This is a genomic window from Hwanghaeella sp. LZ110 (genome assembly GCF_048892525.1).
GTDB lineage: Bacteria > Pseudomonadota > Alphaproteobacteria > UBA8366 > Aestuariispiraceae > Pacificispira.
Map to the genome: position 1 here is coordinate 105,364 of NZ_JBLZHT010000010.1, position 15,594 is coordinate 120,957.

The following is a 15,594-nucleotide window of genomic DNA, read 5'->3' on the forward strand; positions in this document are numbered from 1 at the left end:
GGTACTGTTTGCATTCAGGACCGCCCGGCAGAAATGTCGGGCGGTTTTCTTTTGGGATGGTTTTATGATTTCGCACTTAAGCTTTCGGCACGGGCGAGGATGCCATCGGCACGAGATGGATAGACCGTCGCCAGAAAGCGCGCCAACAACATGCGCCCGGATTCCAGATCCATAAAACCAGGCGTCACATGCATCCGTGTCCACATCCCATCGGTCATCGTATCCAAAACATCTGCCACCGTGACAGGCGTCCAATAATCCCCGACCATCATGGGAGCCGCCGCCTCACAAAAACCGATCAGCGTTTCATAGCGTGCTCGGTCATATGCCTCGCAAATCTCAGCAAATTTGGGTCGGGCGACCGCCTCCCCCCAATAGGAATTCCACAGCGTCAAATTTCGCGTATTACAGATTTTCGGATCAACATCTGCGAAAACCAACGCCATCAGTTTTTCCAGGGGATCATCCGGTGCGTCTGCCAACGCCTTGTGCCAATGGTCATCATATTCGTGATAGTGATGACGCAGCGTTTCAATCAGCAGGTTTTCCTTGCTCTTGAAGTAAAACACCGCAACGCCCTGAGAAAGGCCGGCAGAAGCAGAAACAGTCGCCAAAGTCGTCGCAGACATACCCAGATGAACGATAGAATGAATTGCGGCTTCGACCAATTGACGGCGCCTGCGATCTGCATTTTCCGTCTGTTCACCCCTCGGTCGACCGGGTGGCTTTTTGGGCTGCACCTCTGCCATCTGAACGCAACACTCCCTTTCAAATGGATGTGGATTATTATCCTGTTGTGGCAAGAATAGCACTTATTCGCGCGAAAGCGACAGGGCGTCTTTGCCCCACAAGGGCAAAATGATCAGAAAGAAGAGGATGGTACGGGCGGTCGGACTCGAACCGACACTCCAGAGGAACTGGATTTTGAATCCAGCGCGTCTACCAATTCCGCCACGCCCGCAGGGAATGGTGGCTATCTACAACGCCGATACGCCTAAGACAACCGAAAAACTTTTGTACTGAATATGACATCCTCCTTGTCTTGCCCCAATCAATTCCTTGATCTCGGTCTCAGGCAGGGTAGGGTCTTGGTCTGAACCGCGAGCCAAATTCAGACATATGCCGGGGGGGACGGAAAACCTGTCGCCAATCCCTCCCTGCTATACTAAATTCCAATGAAAAAGGGGGGCGGAACCAAAGGAAACCATGACACAGTCCGAACAGGAAAATAATCATCGGGAGGCTGGGCGTCGCGATGAAGACCACATATCTGCCACCTTGCGGGAAGCCGCCTGTGAAATCGATCAGGGGCTGTTGGTCATCGACGCCGATATGAATGTGGTTTTTGCCAATCCCCCGTATTTGAAAATGAACGAATTGCCCGTGGATTGTCCGTTCACACAAGAGGGACAACCCTTTGAGCGGTTGCTTGATTTCATGGCGCAAGAAGGAAAGTTCGGTCCCGGTGATACCGCAGTACTGGTCGCACAACATTTGAAACCGGCCCAGGAGCGAACAAATTTTGACTTGGACCGCACCCAGCCAAAAGGCGGCGTCATGCATGTGACCGGTGTCGCCCTGAAGAATGGCGGATATGTCTATACGTTTAACGACGTAACAGACCGGGTCGCAGAACAACAGCGCCTGGATCGGCTGGTCCAGGAACAGACAATCGAGCTGCAAGAAGCCAACAAGCAGCTGACAGATGGCATTGAATATGCGCGGTTGATCCAAACGGGAATTTTGCCCAACCGCAGCTTTTTCGAGACCCATTTGGGGGATCATTTTCTGTTGTTCCGCCCGGTGGATATCGTCGGGGGCGATTTTTACATCGGTGTTCGCACGGATTTCGGTATCTATGTCGGATTAGGCGACTGCACCGGACATGGGATTCCAGGTGCCATGATGACGATGATGGCCGCCTCTGTCTGTCGCCGCGCGATCAATGATACCGGCGTGGGCGGACCTGTAGCGGTAATGATGGCAGTGGACCGCATTGTGCGCACCAATCTGCATCAAACCGGCGCGCAGGTCGGTCCGGATAACGGGCTGGAACTGACTCTGTGCCTGATAGAGCCTGAATTCAAACGTATTCGTTTGGCCAGTGCCGGCCTGGAAAGTTTTGTACAAAGCAAAGGCAAAATTGAGCGAATTCGAGGCAGCAAGCTGGGCCTGGGATATGGTCGACAGGCGACATCCGCCGCAACCTTGCAGGAAACAGTTCTTTCCGCCAAGGAAGCAGAGCGTATCTTCCTGTCTTCCGATGGGATCCTGGATCAGTCCGGCGGCGAAAAAGGGTTTGGCTTTGGGCGGCGGCGCTTGGTCGAGGCATTGGGCGAGAATGTGGAAAAGCCAATAGAAGATCAGGGGCAGGCCTTGTTACAGACATTGGAATCCTATCGGGGAAACTACCCGCAGCGGGATGACTTAACCGTTCTTGGCTTCTGTCCGCTACAGCCGTAACCTTTGTGATACACGGATGTTAAATCGGGAGTTTTTGGGGGCGCGCAATGAACCATGACGATATGAAAGCCTTGCGGGCTATTTTTGAACGCTGTCATATTGTGATCAGTTTCAACGGTCCCTTTTCACAAAGCGTGATTGAAGAATTAGGGGAAGCCATACAGCGACACCTTGAATCCCAGACACAACCCCGCAAGCGCATTGCTGACGTTTTTGCTGTATATATAGAAACAACGCAGAATATCAGACATTATGCGGAAGCGGTGGGACACAATAAAGCCGATGTCGCCCGATTGAACGCCGGCACGGTTTTGATCGCGCGCGAGGGGGATCATTATACTGTGGTTTCTGGAAACCTGGTCCGTCGGGAGGATGTTCCTGCCCTGACGGCCAGGCTGGACGAAGTAATTGCGCTGAATGATGCCGACCTTAAGGCCGCATATAAAAGCCAATTGCGCGCCCCGCTGGAAGACGAGGCAAATGGGGCGGGGCTGGGATTCTTGCAAATGGCGCGAAAAGCCTCCAAACCCTTGAGCTACAGTGTATCAGATGGAGATGAGGTTTATTCCTTCTTCAATCTGACAGTCACAATTTAGCGTTTTGAGAGAGCAGGAATCAGGATGGTTGAGCATATAAAAATCATGGGGACCAGATCCTCTCCCACCGTTGAGTGCAACCCGGAAACGCTGGTATTGCACCTGGCTGGAGAGTCCTATCCGGAAAATACCTTCGATTTCTATAAACCCATCGCCGCATGGCTTGAATCCGTGTTGGATCAGGATGATGACGACCGTCCCGTTACATTAAATGTTGAACTGGCCTATCTGAATACGGGAAGCATAAAATCCATGATGGACATGCTAGACAGGCTGGACGAAGCGCACGAAGATGGGCGCGTGGTTAAGGTCATTTGGTTGTGTGATCCAGACAATGAACGCATCATCGAACTCGCGGAAGAATTACTGGAAGATGTCTCGCTGCCCTATCAAATCATCACCGACTGACGGGTCCAACCGCATTGCCTGATCGGAGGCTTTTTTGGCAGACCAGAACAGGACCGATTCCCGTATCAACGCCTTGATCGCGCGGTTAGACGGCCTTGACGGTGCCGATGCGGATGACTTGCGCGCTGAAATTGATTGGCTGGTCGGTCGCTATCGCCGCCTTGATCGAAACCTCAATAAGATATCGCGCATGAGCGACCGGCTGCAGGCCGAAATCATGCAGTTAAATGATAAGCTTCGCGCGGCGTCCATTACCGATCCGCTGACTGGGTTGATGAACCGTCGCGGGGCGCATGATGCCCTGCAGGTGGAAACCAAGGCGGCGCATGCTGGCCATTCACAGGGGTTCTGTCTGGCCCTGATCGACATCGATTTCTTTAAGGCCGTGAACGATACGCATGGTCACGATGTCGGTGATGAGGTCCTGGTCAATTTCTCCGCACGATTGTTAAGCACGATGCGAGAGACCGACTTGATCGCCAGATGGGGCGGAGAAGAATTCCTGATCCTGATGCGCGAAGCCAGTTTGGCGGACGCCATGGCCCTGTTGGAAGGATTTCACGAAGCCTTGCGCAGCCGCCCCGTCAAAACCGCGATCGGCCCCCTGACCGTGACAGCCAGTTCCGGCCTGTGCCAATATCACCCCAACGATCATGGCTATGACAGCACCGTATATCGGGCTGATCACGCGCTATATGCGGCAAAGGACGCCGGGCGTGATCAGTGGCTGTTAGCGGACGATCCCAAATGTGACTGATTCAAATCAGCACCCATATAAAAACAGAGGAAACCCAAATGGCAAAAAGTGTAATTATTACCTGCGCTGTTACCGGTGGCATTCACACCCCCACCATGTCGGAATATCTGCCGATCACGCCGCAGGAAATTGCCGATGATGCGGTGGCGGCCGCAGAAGCCGGGGCGTCCATCCTGCATCTGCATGCGCGCAATCCGGACGACGGTCGCCCGACGCCGGACCCAAAAGTATTCATGGAATTCCTGCCCCGCATCAAACAACAGACTGATGCCGTTGTGAATATCACAACAGGCGGTGGTCTGGGCATGACCCTGGATGAACGACTGGCCGCCGCCCGTCAGGCCAGTCCAGAAATGACATCCCTGAATATGGGGTCGATGAATTTCGCATTGTTCCCGATCCTGGATAAGATCAAGGATTTCAAGCATGCCTGGGAACCGGAAATGCTGGAAATGACCCGCGATTTCATCTTTCGCAACACCTTCAAGGATATCGAATATATCCTGAAAGACCTGGGCGAAGGCCATGGCGTTAAGTTCGAATTCGAATGCTACGATGTTGGCCATTTGTATAACCTGGCGCATTTCGTAGACCGGGGCTTGGTGAAACCACCCTTCTTTGTGCAAACCATTTTCGGCATTCTGGGCGGCATTGGGGCCGATCCGGAGAACCTGATGCATATGCGCAGGATTGCGGACAAGCTGTTTGGCGAGGATTATGAATGGTCCATCCTGGCCGCCGGGCGCCATCAGATGCCCTTCGTCACCCAGGGGGCCATTCTGGGCGGCAATGTGCGGGTTGGTCTGGAAGACAGCCTGTATCTGGGCAAGGGTGAACTGGCGAAAAGCAACGCGGATCAGGTCAAGAAGATCCGGCGCATTGTGGAAGACCTGTCCCTGACCGTCGCAACACCACAAGAAGCCCGCAAACGATTAGGCTTGAAGGGTGGCGACCGGGTGAATTTCTGATCTAACGATAGGAGGGCACTATGGTCTATCCGACGCCAGAGTCTCTGGACCGCGTTGCTGTCATCGGGACAGGAACGATTGGTGCAAGTTGGGCAGCCCTGTTTTTGGCGCGGGGCATGGCGGTCAACGCCTATGACCCGGAGCCAGGCGCCCGCGACGCCCTGCAAAGCTATATTAAACGTGCATGGCCCGTGTTGAGTGAATTGGGCGTGATTGTTGCGGGGGCCGACCAGACCGCGATTGATTTTTATGAGGACCCGGCACAAGCCGTCCGCGACATCGCCTTCATTCAGGAAAGCGTTCCCGAACGACTGGATGTCAAACACGCCCTGTTTCGAGCCATGGAGCCCGGAATGGCAGCGCATGCGATCCTGGCGACCAGCTCGTCCGGTCTGTTGTTAAAGGATATGCAAAAGGGACTAAAGCAGCCGGAACGTCTGGTCCTGGCCCATCCGTTCAACCCGCCGCATCTCATCCCCCTGGTGGAGCTGTTGGGCAATAAGCAAACGGACCCTGCCGCCGTTGACTGGTGCCAAGACTTCTTTGAAAACCGATGCGGCAAAAAGACAATCCGGGTGCTGAAAGAAGTCCCCGCCCATGTCGCCAACCGATTGCAGGCCGCCCTGTGGCGCGAAGCCATCCATCTGGTCCTGGAAGGGGTTGCCTCTGTTGAGGATATCGACAAGGCCGTAGTACACGGGCCCGGTCTGCGATGGTCCGTGATGGGGCCGCATATGCTGTTTAATCTGGCCAGTGGCGGCAAGGGTATGGAAGTTTTCATTGAACGCTTTGGCCCCAGCTTTGCCGTTTGGTGGGACAGTCTGGGGCATCCGGATCTGACGCCGGAAACCGCATCGATCCTGGCCGAAGGGTGCCGCGCAGAAGAAAACGGGCGATCTTTTGAGGCATTAAGCGCCGAGCGAGACGAGAAACTTGTCGCCGTGCTGAAGCAATTCAATACATCTGAAAAATAGGACATGCATCATGATGGCAGTTATTTTTGAAGTGGAGCCTCAGGACGGTCGCATGCCCGACTATCTGGAGATAGCCGCCGATCTCAGGCCTCTACTCAATCAAATTGATGGTTTTATCTCCATCGAAAGATTTGAAAGTCTTGTGACGCCGGGGAAAATCCTTTCCCTATCCTTTTGGCGCGATGAGGCCGCCATTCAGGAATGGCGGCAGCTTGAGAAACATCGCAAAGCCCAGGCAATAGGCCGGGGTGAGATGTTCCGGGACTATCGCTTGCGTGTCGCGGAAGTCCATCGGGACTATGGCATGATGGACCGCGCGCAGGTGCCAGAGGATTCGAAAATCAGGCATGACCGGTAAATCACACCACACGCCCCTTGATCGGTCGCAAAAAAACAGCTTATTGTTGGAATTACAATTAGCGCCTGTAATTTTTCGACTGTAAATTGAATTGGGTATTATGATAGGGGAACAACCAAAAGGCGGCATATATAATATTGACGGTGACCATCCCTGCGAAAGAGAACACCTTTTAATTGATCTGGCCTATGATAGTTCGCGATTTAAAGACATTCTGTCGCTGTGGACATCGTTGCGCACAGAAAACGCGCTACCAACAAAATCCGACTTTTCTCCCCATGCCTTTAACCGAAGCGCGCTGCCGTATCTTATTCTAATTGACGTAGAGCATGACCCTCTGCGTTTCCGCTATCGACTGACCGGAACCATGGCGGAAAGCATTCAGAACGCGAACCTTACGGGCCACTACGTCGATGATCAGGAGCCTATAAAGCTGCGCGACTTGCTGCAAACTGATCTGGAGGAACTGGTGCGGTCGAAGACACCGCAGCATGTCCGATTGACGTTCACTAACATTGCCGGATATCCTCGTCGCTTGCAAATTCTGCGCCTACCGCTGAGCAAAAATGATCAGGAAAGCCCGGGAGAAGTTGACCATATCCTGGTGGTGGTCCAATTCGAGTCGGGCGAGTAAGCACGCCCTATTCTATCACAACCAACAGATCCTTGGCGTCCACCTGCGTACCGGCCTTCGTCGCGACGCGAGAGATCTTGCCTGCCTTCGGCGCGGTGATGGATGTTTCCATTTTCATCGCCTCCAGCGTCAACAACACATCCCCTGCCCGAACCTTCTGACCTTCGTTGACCGCCACCATCGCAACCAGTCCCGGCATTGGTGCGGGAACATGATTTGTGTTGGACATATCAGCCTTGTCATTCACCGGCGCTGTCGAGGCCACAGCCTTGTCCGCAACCCGAACCACACGCGGTTGACCATTCAATTCAAAGAAGATTTCCCGCTCGCCCTTCTGGTCCGCCTCCCCGACGGCCATAAGACGAATGACCAGCGCCTTGCCCGGATCCAACTCCACGGTGATTTCATCGCCCGGTTTCATGCCATAGAAGAATATCGGGGTCGGTAACACATCCAGGCGACCAAATTCCCGGCGATGTTTGGCGAAATCTGCGAAAACCTTCGGATACATGATGTGGGATGCAAGGTCCGAATCGCTGACCTGTCGCTGGGCGGCTTTTTGCGCCTCGCTGCGTTCTTTCTCAAAATCGATAGCAACCAGATGTTTGCCGGGCCGATCCGTCTTTGGCGCTTCGCCCTTCAACGCCTTTTTCTGTAAGGCCTGCGGCCATCCACCAGGCGGTTGCCCCAGATCCCCTCGCAGCATTGCCACGACCGAGTCCGGGAAGGTGATATCGATATCTGGATTGGTGACATCCTCTGGCGAGATGCCGCTGGACACCATGTAAAGGGCCATATCGCCCACAACCTTGGAAGACGGTGTCACTTTCACGATATCGCCGAACAGCTGATTGACTTCCGCATACATGCGGGCAACCTCATGCCAGCGTTCGGCAAGCCCCAGCGACCGGGCCTGTTCTTTCAAATTGGTAAACTGACCGCCGGGCATTTCGTGCAGGTATACTTCTGACGCGCCCGCACGAAGATCCGGTTCAAAGGCCGTATACTGCACCCGCACGGCTTCCCAATAATCAGAAAATGCCCGGATAGTTGCCGGATCCAGACCGGTTGCCCGATCCGTATCCTGCAACGCCATCGCGATAGAGCCCAGGTTCGGCTGGGACGTTAAGCCCGAAAAGCTGTCCATCGCCGCGTCGACAGCATCCGCGCCAGCCTCGCACGCCGCCAATACCGTCGCCGCCGCGATACCAGACGTATCATGAGTGTGAAAATGGATCGGCAGTCCGGTTTCCGCCTTCAATGTCTTCACCAGGGTTCGGATCTGCGCCGGGCGGCACAGGCCCGCCATATCCTTTATGCCCAGAATATGCGCGCCATGGGACTTCAGCTCTTGCGCCAATGTGACATAGTAATCCAGGTCGTATTTCGGGCGGCTTTTGTCGAACAGATCCCCGGTATAACAAATCGCCGCCTCGCACAGGCGGTCGGTTTTCAACACCGCATCCATCGCGACCTTCATATTATCAGCCCAGTTCAGGCTGTCGAAGACACGAAAGACATCCATACCCGCATCGGCCGCTTTTTCGACAAAGTACTGCACCGCGTTATCCGGGTAATTGGTATATCCCACGGCATTGGACGCGCGCAGCAACATCTGTAACAGCACATTGGGAACCGCCGCACGGATATCAGCCAAACGGTCCCAGGGGTCTTCCTTCAGGAATCGCATCGCGACATCAAACGTCGCCCCGCCCCAGCATTCCAGAGAGAAAAGTTCCGGCAGTCTCCTGGCATAGGCATCGGACGCCTTAACCATGTCATAAGACCGCATACGCGTCGCCAACAGGGATTGGTGCGCATCGCGCATCGTCGTATCAGTGATCAAAACTCGTTGTTCGGCCAGCATCCAATCGCGAAACCCTTCCGGACCCCGCTCGTCCAATATCTGCTTGGTCCCTTTAGGTGGTTCCCCAAAGACGGTGATGGGTACAACTGGCTGCAAGGCATGGGCTGGCGGTTTGGGGCGGCCCGCGACTTCTGGATTTCCATTCACGGTAACATCGGCGATAAAGCGCAACAGCTTGGTCGCCCGGTCGCGCCGCTTGGGAAAATGGAACAGGGACGGGGTCGTATCGATAAAGCGTGTGGTGATATTGCCACTGGCGAAGTCCGGATGGTTGATGACATTTTCCAGAAACGCCAGATTGGTCGCGACACCCCGAATGCGAAATTCCTTCAACGCCCGATCCATACGGCGCACAGCCGCCTCTTTCGTAGCCGCCCGGGCCGTGACCTTTTCCAACAAACTGTCATAATAGCGCGTGATCACCGCACCGGAATAGGCCGTCCCGCCATCCAATCGGATGCCAAACCCCGTTGCCCCCCGATAGGCAGTGATACGACCATAATCAGGGGTAAAATTCGATTCAGGGTCTTCCGTTGTGACCCGGCATTGCAGGGCATGTCCATTCAGGAAGATCGCATCCTGAGGCGGGACACCGGTTTCTTCCTCATTCCCGATATGACCGCCCAGCGCGATCAGGATCTGCGCCTTGACGATATCGATACCGGTCACTTCCTCTGTCACCGTATGTTCGACCTGAACACGGGGATTGACCTCGATAAAATAGAATTCACCGGTATCGGAATCCATCAGGAATTCAACTGTGCCTGCGCCGATATAACCAGCCTCCCTGCACAAATTCAGGGCCGACTGACATATCCGTTCCCGCGTGGCGGAATCCAGATAGGGGGCCGGGGCGCGTTCCACCACCTTCTGATTGCGCCGCTGGACGGAGCAATCCCGCTCAAACAAATGCACCAGATTGCCATGGCTGTCGCCCAGGATCTGCACTTCGACATGACGGGCGCGCTGTACCAGTTTTTCCAGATAGACTTCGCCATTGCCAAAAGCGGCTTCCGCCTCTCGCCGTCCGGCATTAACCTGTTCTTTCAACTTGCTGGCATCCTCGATCACCCGCATGCCGCGACCACCGCCCCCCCAACTGGCTTTCAGCATGACGGGATATCCGACATCTTCGGCCATTCTGGCGCATTCATCCATATCTTCTGGCAGCGGATCGGTTGCTGGCATGACCGGCACACCCGCCTTCACCGCCATATGGCGCGCAGAAACCTTGTTGCCCAGCGACCGCATCACATCCGGCGGTGGCCCGACAAAGATCAGGCCATTTGCGGCGCAGGCTTCAGCAAAGTCAGGGTTTTCAGACATAAACCCATAGCCTGGATGAATAAGCATCGCCCCGGATTTCTTCGCGACCCGAATGACCTCTTCGATGGTCAGATAGGCCTTAACCGGTCCCAGCCCCTGACCGATGTGATAGCTTTCATCCGCCTTGAACCGGTGCAGGGACAGCTTGTCTTCTTCCGCATATAACGCGACGGTGCCAAAGCCCAGTTCCGTGGCTGCCCGCATTACACGAATGGCAATTTCGCTGCGATTGGCGACCAAAACCTTTTGCGGCGGTTGTGCTTTTTGCGTCGGCATGATCTTCCCCCGAACGATGCGTACAGTTACAAACTGTCGCATCTTAATAGCGTATTGTGCAACTGCGAAAGCAGACTGATTAGGATCAGGAAAGGTCAGAATTACTGAGTTACGCGCCCGTCTTTATCGTAGCCCTGGGCCTGCATTGCATCGCCGGCAATCTGCCAGAAAATATCCTGCTGGGCTGGCGTCAGCTCAAGCCGCCATTGCGCCTCAACACCGCAGCGAAAGAAACTGCTGTCATCGGTCTGGCCCGCGTCACGCCCACCAGACAGAGCCTTAAACGATGTTGCCGCACAACATTCAGCAACTGTATCAGGGTCCGCCTTAACGCCCAACCAGGCAAAGACATCCGCCATGATCGGCTGTGGACTATGCAGTAAATCTTCATAATGAATTTGTCTGAATTGCGTTGGGTAGGTCTTCTGTGACGACACCGCGATCGTCTGAGCATTCGCCCAGATTTTCGCGATCTCGGGCATGAAATCATCCAATGTGGGGAACTGATCCTTAAAAGCCTGCGCATTCCGCCGCATATTTTCATGCCAAGTCGAAACCGCCATATCGCGACCATCCCGCACCAGGTTCAGAATCTTTGCTTCCGGGAAAATCTGAAGAACCGTTTCCGTCGACTGCAGGGTCGGGGGGTTCTTTTCCGCCACCACCCGGATTTCTGGACGATCCCCATATGTCGCTAATAGTGCCAGCACCGATTGCCGTAACAGATACTGAACATGGGGCAGATTAAATTGGGGGAATATCGGATAATCTGAAAATTTGGTCGCATTCTGACGCAGCACAAATTTACTGGTTTCCTGGCATACCTGCTGTAGCGCACCCGCATAGACATTAAAGAAGCACCCTTCCCCCCGACAGACGATCTGGGGATGATGATCCAGCCATAACTGCGTCCAGGTGGTGCCGGACTTGACCGCCCCACAGACAAACAATATCTGTTTGTCGGATAAACGCGCGATAGACGCTTCAACATCTTGCCATTCTTGTGGGTAAATCAAATCCTTCATTATATTCAATCCCCCTAGAATGTCATGATACGGGCCAAGTCCCGATGTGACCACCCCTCGTCAAACAGCCCAAAGCGCGCTAGGTTAAGAGTATGATAGATACATCTGTAAAGGTGAAGCGGCAGCGCCAGATCATTGATCGCCTGACCCTTCAGGAAGAAATGTCGAACGCCGTGGCCAATGTCCAGGGCGAGGCTCAGGCGCGCGCGGCGTGGCTTGGCATCCTGAAAAATGCCCTCTCTAAAGGTCGCGAAGAAATCCGAACCCGGTTCTTTGAGGATCAGGACGGGGCGGCCTGTGTCGCGGGCAACTGCTTCCTGATCGACCAGATTCTGCGTGTGCTGTATGACAGCATTTCCAAGCATATTTATCCGGCCCCCAATCCAACCGATGCCGAAATTATCAGCATCATTGCCGTAGGCGGCTATGGTCGGGGCGAATTGGCCCCCCAATCCGATGTGGATCTTTTATTCCTGCACAATCGAAAACCAGCCGCGCGCGTCGATCAGGTAGTCGAAACCATTCTCTATACCCTATGGGACATCGGGCTGAAGGTTGGGCATTCCACCAGGTCCGTTGATGAATGCCTGCGCCAGGCAAAGGCTGATTGGACAATCTGCACCGCCTTGCTGGAGACGCGCTATATCTGGGGTGATAAGTCCCTGTTCTCTGAGCTGCGCACGCGCTTTCGCAAATCGATTGTCGCGGGACGGGAGATGGATTTCCTGGAAGCCAAACTGGCTGAGCGCGATGAGCGGCACGAACGCATGGGCGACAGCCGCTATGTGCTGGAACCCAATATAAAGGACGGCAAGGGCGGATTGCGGGACCTGCACGCCCTGTATTGGAGTGCAAAGTTCCTGTATGGCGTGGAAGATATCGCCGAGATGATCGAAGAAGGTGCTCTGACCAAAACCGAGGTCGCACGCTTCGCCAAGGCGCAATTCTTCCTGTGGTCCGTGCGATGCCACTTGCATTACCTGACAAACCGGCCAGAGGAACGGATGACCTTTGACGTGCAACCGGAACTGGCCAATCGAATGCTGTATAACGACCGTGCCGGGGGCAGCGGCGTTGAACGCTTCATGAAGCATTACTTTCTGGTCGCCAAGGATGTTGGGGATCTGACCCGCATCTTCCTGGCCGCCTTTGAAGCTGCCCAGAAGCGGCGGTCCATTTTCCGCCTGCCTGCGAAATTCTTTCAGCGCGATGCGGAAGGATTCCCGCTTGAAGGCCAGCGCATCACCATTGCCGATAAAAAGGTCTTCCGGGAATCGCCCCTGGAGATGTTGCGCATCTTCAAGGTCGCCAATGAAACCGGCCTGGCCCTGCACCCGGATGCGCTGACGGCCGTCACCCGATCTTTGAGCAAGGTCAATGCCGCCTTTCGCAATGATCCAGACGCCAATCAGATGTTCATGGAAATTCTGTGCGCGAAAGAATCACCGGACCTGACGCTGCGCGATATGAATGAATGCGGCCTGTTGGGTAAATTTGTGCCTGATTTCGGCCGCGTGGTCGCCCAGATGCAATATGACATGTACCATGTTTACACGACCGACGAGCATACGATCCGCGCGATCGGAATCCTGAACAAAATTGAACGCGGCCTGTTGACCGAAGAACATCCGGTCGCCTGTAAAGTTATCCATCAGATCCAGTCCCGCAATGTGTTATACGTGGCAACCTTGCTGCATGACATAGCGAAAGGACGCGGTGGCGACCATTCGGAATTGGGCGCGAAGGTTGCACGCAAGCTGTGTCCCCGTCTGGGCATGAACGAGGCTGAAACCGACACGGTGGCCTGGTTGGTCCTGCACCATCTGGCCATGTCCATGACCGCCACCAAGCGGGACCTGGAAGACCCCAAAACCATCACCGATTTCGTGGCCCTGGTGCAATCACCTGAACGGCTGAGGCTTTTATTGTGTCTGACAGTTGTCGATATCAAGGCCGTAGGCCCGAATGTCTGGAACAATTGGAAGGCGACGTTGCTGCGCGATCTGTTCTATCGCGCTGAAGAAGTCATGGCGGGGGCGTCCGCCTCCGAAGGGCGCATCCTGCGCGCCGCTGCGGCAAAGACCCGTCTGGCGGATCGATTGTTGGAGGATGGCTGGGATCAGGCAGATATCGACGCGCATCTGAAACGCGGTGGGAAAGGATATTTCCTGGCGCTGGATCTGGACACGCTGGCCCACCATGCCCGTCTGGTGCGCGGCGCGGAAAGGCATCGCGACGAATTAACCCTGGATACCCGTGTTGATGAGGAAAAGTCGGTTACGGAACTGACCGTCTACTGCCTGGACCATCCTGGTCTGTTCGCCCGTTTATCAGGTGCTATTGCATTGGCGGGCGCAACTGTGGTGGATGCCAAAATCAGCACGTTGAAAGACGGCATGGCTTTGGACACATTTCTGATTCAAGATGCCGAGGGCGGCACATTCTCTCGCCCGGACCGGTTGGCGCGCCTGTCTGCCATGGTGAAACAATCCCTGGCGGGCGAAATCCGTCCCCTGGATGAATTGATGAAACGGGCGAAAGTCTCGCTGCCATCGCGCACGCGGGTATTTACCGTCCCGCCCCGTGTCTTGATCGACAATCGCGCATCGGCAACCCATACGGTGATCGAAGTCAACGGGCGCGACCGACCGGGCCTGTTGTATCGGATCACATCCGCCCTGGTGGAACAGCGCCTGCAAATCGCGATTGCAAAGATTTCCACCTATGGCGAACAGGTCGTCGACGTCTTTTATGTGAAGGATACATTCGGCCTGAAGGTGGAACATGCCGGTCGCCTGGACCAGATCCGCCAGGCCCTGCGCTATGCCCTGCTGGAGGCAGAGGCCCAAACCGCACCGCCCCCCACCAAACACGCCCGCAAGGCACTGGCCAAAAAAACCGCCAAACGCGCCGCCAACCCAAAGGCTCAAGCGGCGGAGTAAGGTTATCAGCGCGGTTTCTTAAACTTCCGCGCCCAATTCATTAAATCAATCTGTTCACTGGACAGCAGTTTCAGGGCGCTTGGTTCCGCTGTTTCTGTAAAGATTACTGCGTTCAAACAGTCCCACCGCGCATTGGGTACGATCAAACCATCAAACCCTAGAAAGCAGGCTGCATCCCCAATTTCCTGGCATCGTTGATAGTGCAGAGATCCATAGGTTTTAATATCTACGTCCAACGCTGCCAAGGCCGTCATATCACCCAACCGAAGAGTCCGTTTCAACTGTGCGCCAAGGTGATGCCGCTCAAACACCAATTTTGAGGGGAAGACAGGTTCGCGGGATAAATGAAATTGCATCTCAGCCGCCGCACCATTGCGATCAAGCGAACAATACAGAACATCAAAACGACCAGGATCCCATCGCCCGCCAGAGGCATGCCCTTGAAGCGGATCACGCCCCTGTCGACACACACGCCAAAGCGGACCCTCATAGCCGATCCGTGGCAAAGCGTCTATTGCATCCAAAAGCACAATGTCGCGGGCATGGGTCGATGTCATGCGCAGCGTTTCTACAGATAAGCGCCCGCATCCAGCCGCTCAATCACAGCCAGGACCGGTTCCACCTTACCATCCCGAATTAAATCAATCGCCCGCGCGCCGTCCAAAAGTGGATGACGGGCATGCAACCAAAGGCGCGCCTCATCCGGCGTATAGAAATCTGAGAGTCGTTCCACAATATAACGCAAATCAGCGATCATGGCCTGGATGGGGAGAGGGGGGCTTCCCTTATCATGGGACCAACGCGACACGGTAGCCGCAGATGCATCCACGATATTAGCCAAATCTGTACCCTTCAAACCCCCGACCCGCTTTAAATCGTCCAAAATTTTTACCAGCGCTACGCTCATCATCGTCACTTTCATATGGGCAGCTTCCCCATGATATTTAGTTTTTCTTGAATTAAAGTCAATTGGTGAAAGAAAAATGGAAGATTTAGTCTA

The 15,594-nt window shown here is 54.6% G+C and carries 14 protein-coding genes and 1 tRNA gene; 9 read left to right on the forward strand and 6 right to left on the reverse strand.

What is annotated here, in order from left to right; translation table 11 throughout:
• Window positions 1-62 precede the first annotated feature (62 nt).
• Both ACOSDM_RS17795 and ACOSDM_RS17800 read right to left on the reverse strand, forming a co-directional pair.
• Window positions 63-749 carry a TetR/AcrR family transcriptional regulator gene (locus ACOSDM_RS17795; protein WP_420725910.1) on the reverse strand — a complete coding sequence of 229 codons (687 nt, stop codon included), beginning with the start codon at window positions 747-749 and terminating at the stop codon, window positions 63-65.
• Window positions 750-877: 128 nt separating this feature from the next.
• Window positions 878-961: transfer RNA gene (locus ACOSDM_RS17800), tRNA-Leu, on the reverse strand.
• Between the two features lie 245 nt (window positions 962-1,206).
• On the opposite strand from ACOSDM_RS17800, the gene ACOSDM_RS17805 reads away from it, so the two are divergent.
• From ACOSDM_RS17805 to ACOSDM_RS17840, 8 genes are all read left to right on the forward strand, one after another.
• On the forward strand, window positions 1,207-2,463 hold the full coding sequence (locus ACOSDM_RS17805) for a PAS-domain containing protein (RefSeq protein WP_420725911.1): 1,257 nt from the start codon (window positions 1,207-1,209) through the stop codon (window positions 2,461-2,463).
• A 47-nt stretch (window positions 2,464-2,510) separates the two neighbouring features.
• Complete coding sequence (locus ACOSDM_RS17810) at window positions 2,511-3,059, forward strand: SiaB family protein kinase (RefSeq protein ID WP_420725912.1); 549 nt, start codon at window positions 2,511-2,513, stop codon at window positions 3,057-3,059.
• Between the two features lie 24 nt (window positions 3,060-3,083).
• On the forward strand, window positions 3,084-3,467 hold the full coding sequence (locus ACOSDM_RS17815) for a SiaC family regulatory phosphoprotein (protein ID WP_420725913.1): 384 nt from the start codon (window positions 3,084-3,086) through the stop codon (window positions 3,465-3,467).
• 34 nt (window positions 3,468-3,501) lie between these two features.
• Entirely contained in the window at window positions 3,502-4,224 is a 723-nt protein-coding gene (locus ACOSDM_RS17820) for a diguanylate cyclase (protein WP_420725914.1), read from the forward strand.
• 38 nt (window positions 4,225-4,262) lie between these two features.
• A complete protein-coding gene (locus tag ACOSDM_RS17825; protein WP_420725915.1) occupies window positions 4,263-5,192 on the forward strand; it encodes a 3-keto-5-aminohexanoate cleavage protein in 930 nt (309 codons plus the stop codon).
• Between the two features lie 20 nt (window positions 5,193-5,212).
• A complete protein-coding gene (locus ACOSDM_RS17830; RefSeq protein ID WP_420725916.1) occupies window positions 5,213-6,166 on the forward strand; it encodes a 3-hydroxyacyl-CoA dehydrogenase NAD-binding domain-containing protein in 954 nt (317 codons plus the stop codon).
• A 10-nt stretch (window positions 6,167-6,176) separates the two neighbouring features.
• A complete protein-coding gene (locus tag ACOSDM_RS17835) occupies window positions 6,177-6,524 on the forward strand; it encodes an antibiotic biosynthesis monooxygenase family protein (RefSeq protein ID WP_420725917.1) in 348 nt (115 codons plus the stop codon).
• Window positions 6,525-6,624: 100 nt separating this feature from the next.
• Window positions 6,625-7,158, forward strand: a complete 534-nt coding sequence (locus ACOSDM_RS17840) for a PAS domain-containing protein (RefSeq protein WP_420725918.1) — start codon at window positions 6,625-6,627, stop codon at window positions 7,156-7,158.
• A gap of 7 nt (window positions 7,159-7,165) precedes the next feature.
• Here the strand turns inward: ACOSDM_RS17840 and ACOSDM_RS17845 are convergent, their stop codons facing one another.
• On the reverse strand, window positions 7,166-10,627 hold the full coding sequence (locus ACOSDM_RS17845; RefSeq protein WP_420725919.1) for a pyruvate carboxylase: 3,462 nt from the start codon (window positions 10,625-10,627) through the stop codon (window positions 7,166-7,168).
• 101 nt (window positions 10,628-10,728) lie between these two features.
• Window positions 10,729-11,652 carry a sulfotransferase family protein gene (locus tag ACOSDM_RS17850; RefSeq protein WP_420725920.1) on the reverse strand — a complete coding sequence of 308 codons (924 nt, stop codon included), beginning with the start codon at window positions 11,650-11,652 and terminating at the stop codon, window positions 10,729-10,731.
• 92 nt (window positions 11,653-11,744) lie between these two features.
• Here ACOSDM_RS17850 and ACOSDM_RS17855 point away from each other — a divergent pair, with 92 nt between their 5' ends.
• Complete coding sequence (locus ACOSDM_RS17855; protein ID WP_420725921.1) at window positions 11,745-14,594, forward strand: [protein-PII] uridylyltransferase; 2,850 nt, start codon at window positions 11,745-11,747, stop codon at window positions 14,592-14,594.
• A 5-nt stretch (window positions 14,595-14,599) separates the two neighbouring features.
• On the opposite strand, the gene ACOSDM_RS17860 is transcribed toward ACOSDM_RS17855, so the two are convergent.
• A complete protein-coding gene (locus tag ACOSDM_RS17860) occupies window positions 14,600-15,151 on the reverse strand; it encodes an RES family NAD+ phosphorylase (RefSeq protein WP_420725922.1) in 552 nt (183 codons plus the stop codon).
• A gap of 11 nt (window positions 15,152-15,162) precedes the next feature.
• On the reverse strand, window positions 15,163-15,516 hold the full coding sequence (locus tag ACOSDM_RS17865) for an antitoxin Xre/MbcA/ParS toxin-binding domain-containing protein (RefSeq protein ID WP_420725923.1): 354 nt from the start codon (window positions 15,514-15,516) through the stop codon (window positions 15,163-15,165).
• Window positions 15,517-15,594: the final 78 nt, after the last annotated feature.

What these genes read in the sequence shown, in the direction of transcription:
- ACOSDM_RS17795 (WP_420725910.1), bottom strand. Translation starts at nt 749, where the DNA reads ATGGCAGAGGTGCAGCCCAAAAAGCCACCCGGTCGACCGAGGGGTGAA.
- ACOSDM_RS17805 (WP_420725911.1), top strand. Translation starts at nt 1,207, where the DNA reads ATGACACAGTCCGAACAGGAAAATAATCATCGGGAGGCTGGGCGTCGC.
- ACOSDM_RS17810 (WP_420725912.1), top strand. Translation starts at nt 2,511, where the DNA reads ATGAACCATGACGATATGAAAGCCTTGCGGGCTATTTTTGAACGCTGT.
- ACOSDM_RS17815 (WP_420725913.1), top strand. Translation starts at nt 3,084, where the DNA reads ATGGTTGAGCATATAAAAATCATGGGGACCAGATCCTCTCCCACCGTT.
- ACOSDM_RS17825 (WP_420725915.1), top strand. Translation starts at nt 4,263, where the DNA reads ATGGCAAAAAGTGTAATTATTACCTGCGCTGTTACCGGTGGCATTCAC.
- ACOSDM_RS17830 (WP_420725916.1), top strand. Translation starts at nt 5,213, where the DNA reads ATGGTCTATCCGACGCCAGAGTCTCTGGACCGCGTTGCTGTCATCGGG.
- ACOSDM_RS17835 (WP_420725917.1), top strand. Translation starts at nt 6,177, where the DNA reads ATGATGGCAGTTATTTTTGAAGTGGAGCCTCAGGACGGTCGCATGCCC.
- ACOSDM_RS17840 (WP_420725918.1), top strand. Translation starts at nt 6,625, where the DNA reads ATGATAGGGGAACAACCAAAAGGCGGCATATATAATATTGACGGTGAC.
- ACOSDM_RS17845 (WP_420725919.1), bottom strand. Translation starts at nt 10,627, where the DNA reads ATGCCGACGCAAAAAGCACAACCGCCGCAAAAGGTTTTGGTCGCCAAT.
- ACOSDM_RS17850 (WP_420725920.1), bottom strand. Translation starts at nt 11,652, where the DNA reads ATGAAGGATTTGATTTACCCACAAGAATGGCAAGATGTTGAAGCGTCT.
- ACOSDM_RS17855 (WP_420725921.1), top strand. Translation starts at nt 11,745, where the DNA reads ATGATAGATACATCTGTAAAGGTGAAGCGGCAGCGCCAGATCATTGAT.
- ACOSDM_RS17860 (WP_420725922.1), bottom strand. Translation starts at nt 15,151, where the DNA reads ATGACATCGACCCATGCCCGCGACATTGTGCTTTTGGATGCAATAGAC.
- ACOSDM_RS17865 (WP_420725923.1), bottom strand. Translation starts at nt 15,516, where the DNA reads ATGAAAGTGACGATGATGAGCGTAGCGCTGGTAAAAATTTTGGACGAT.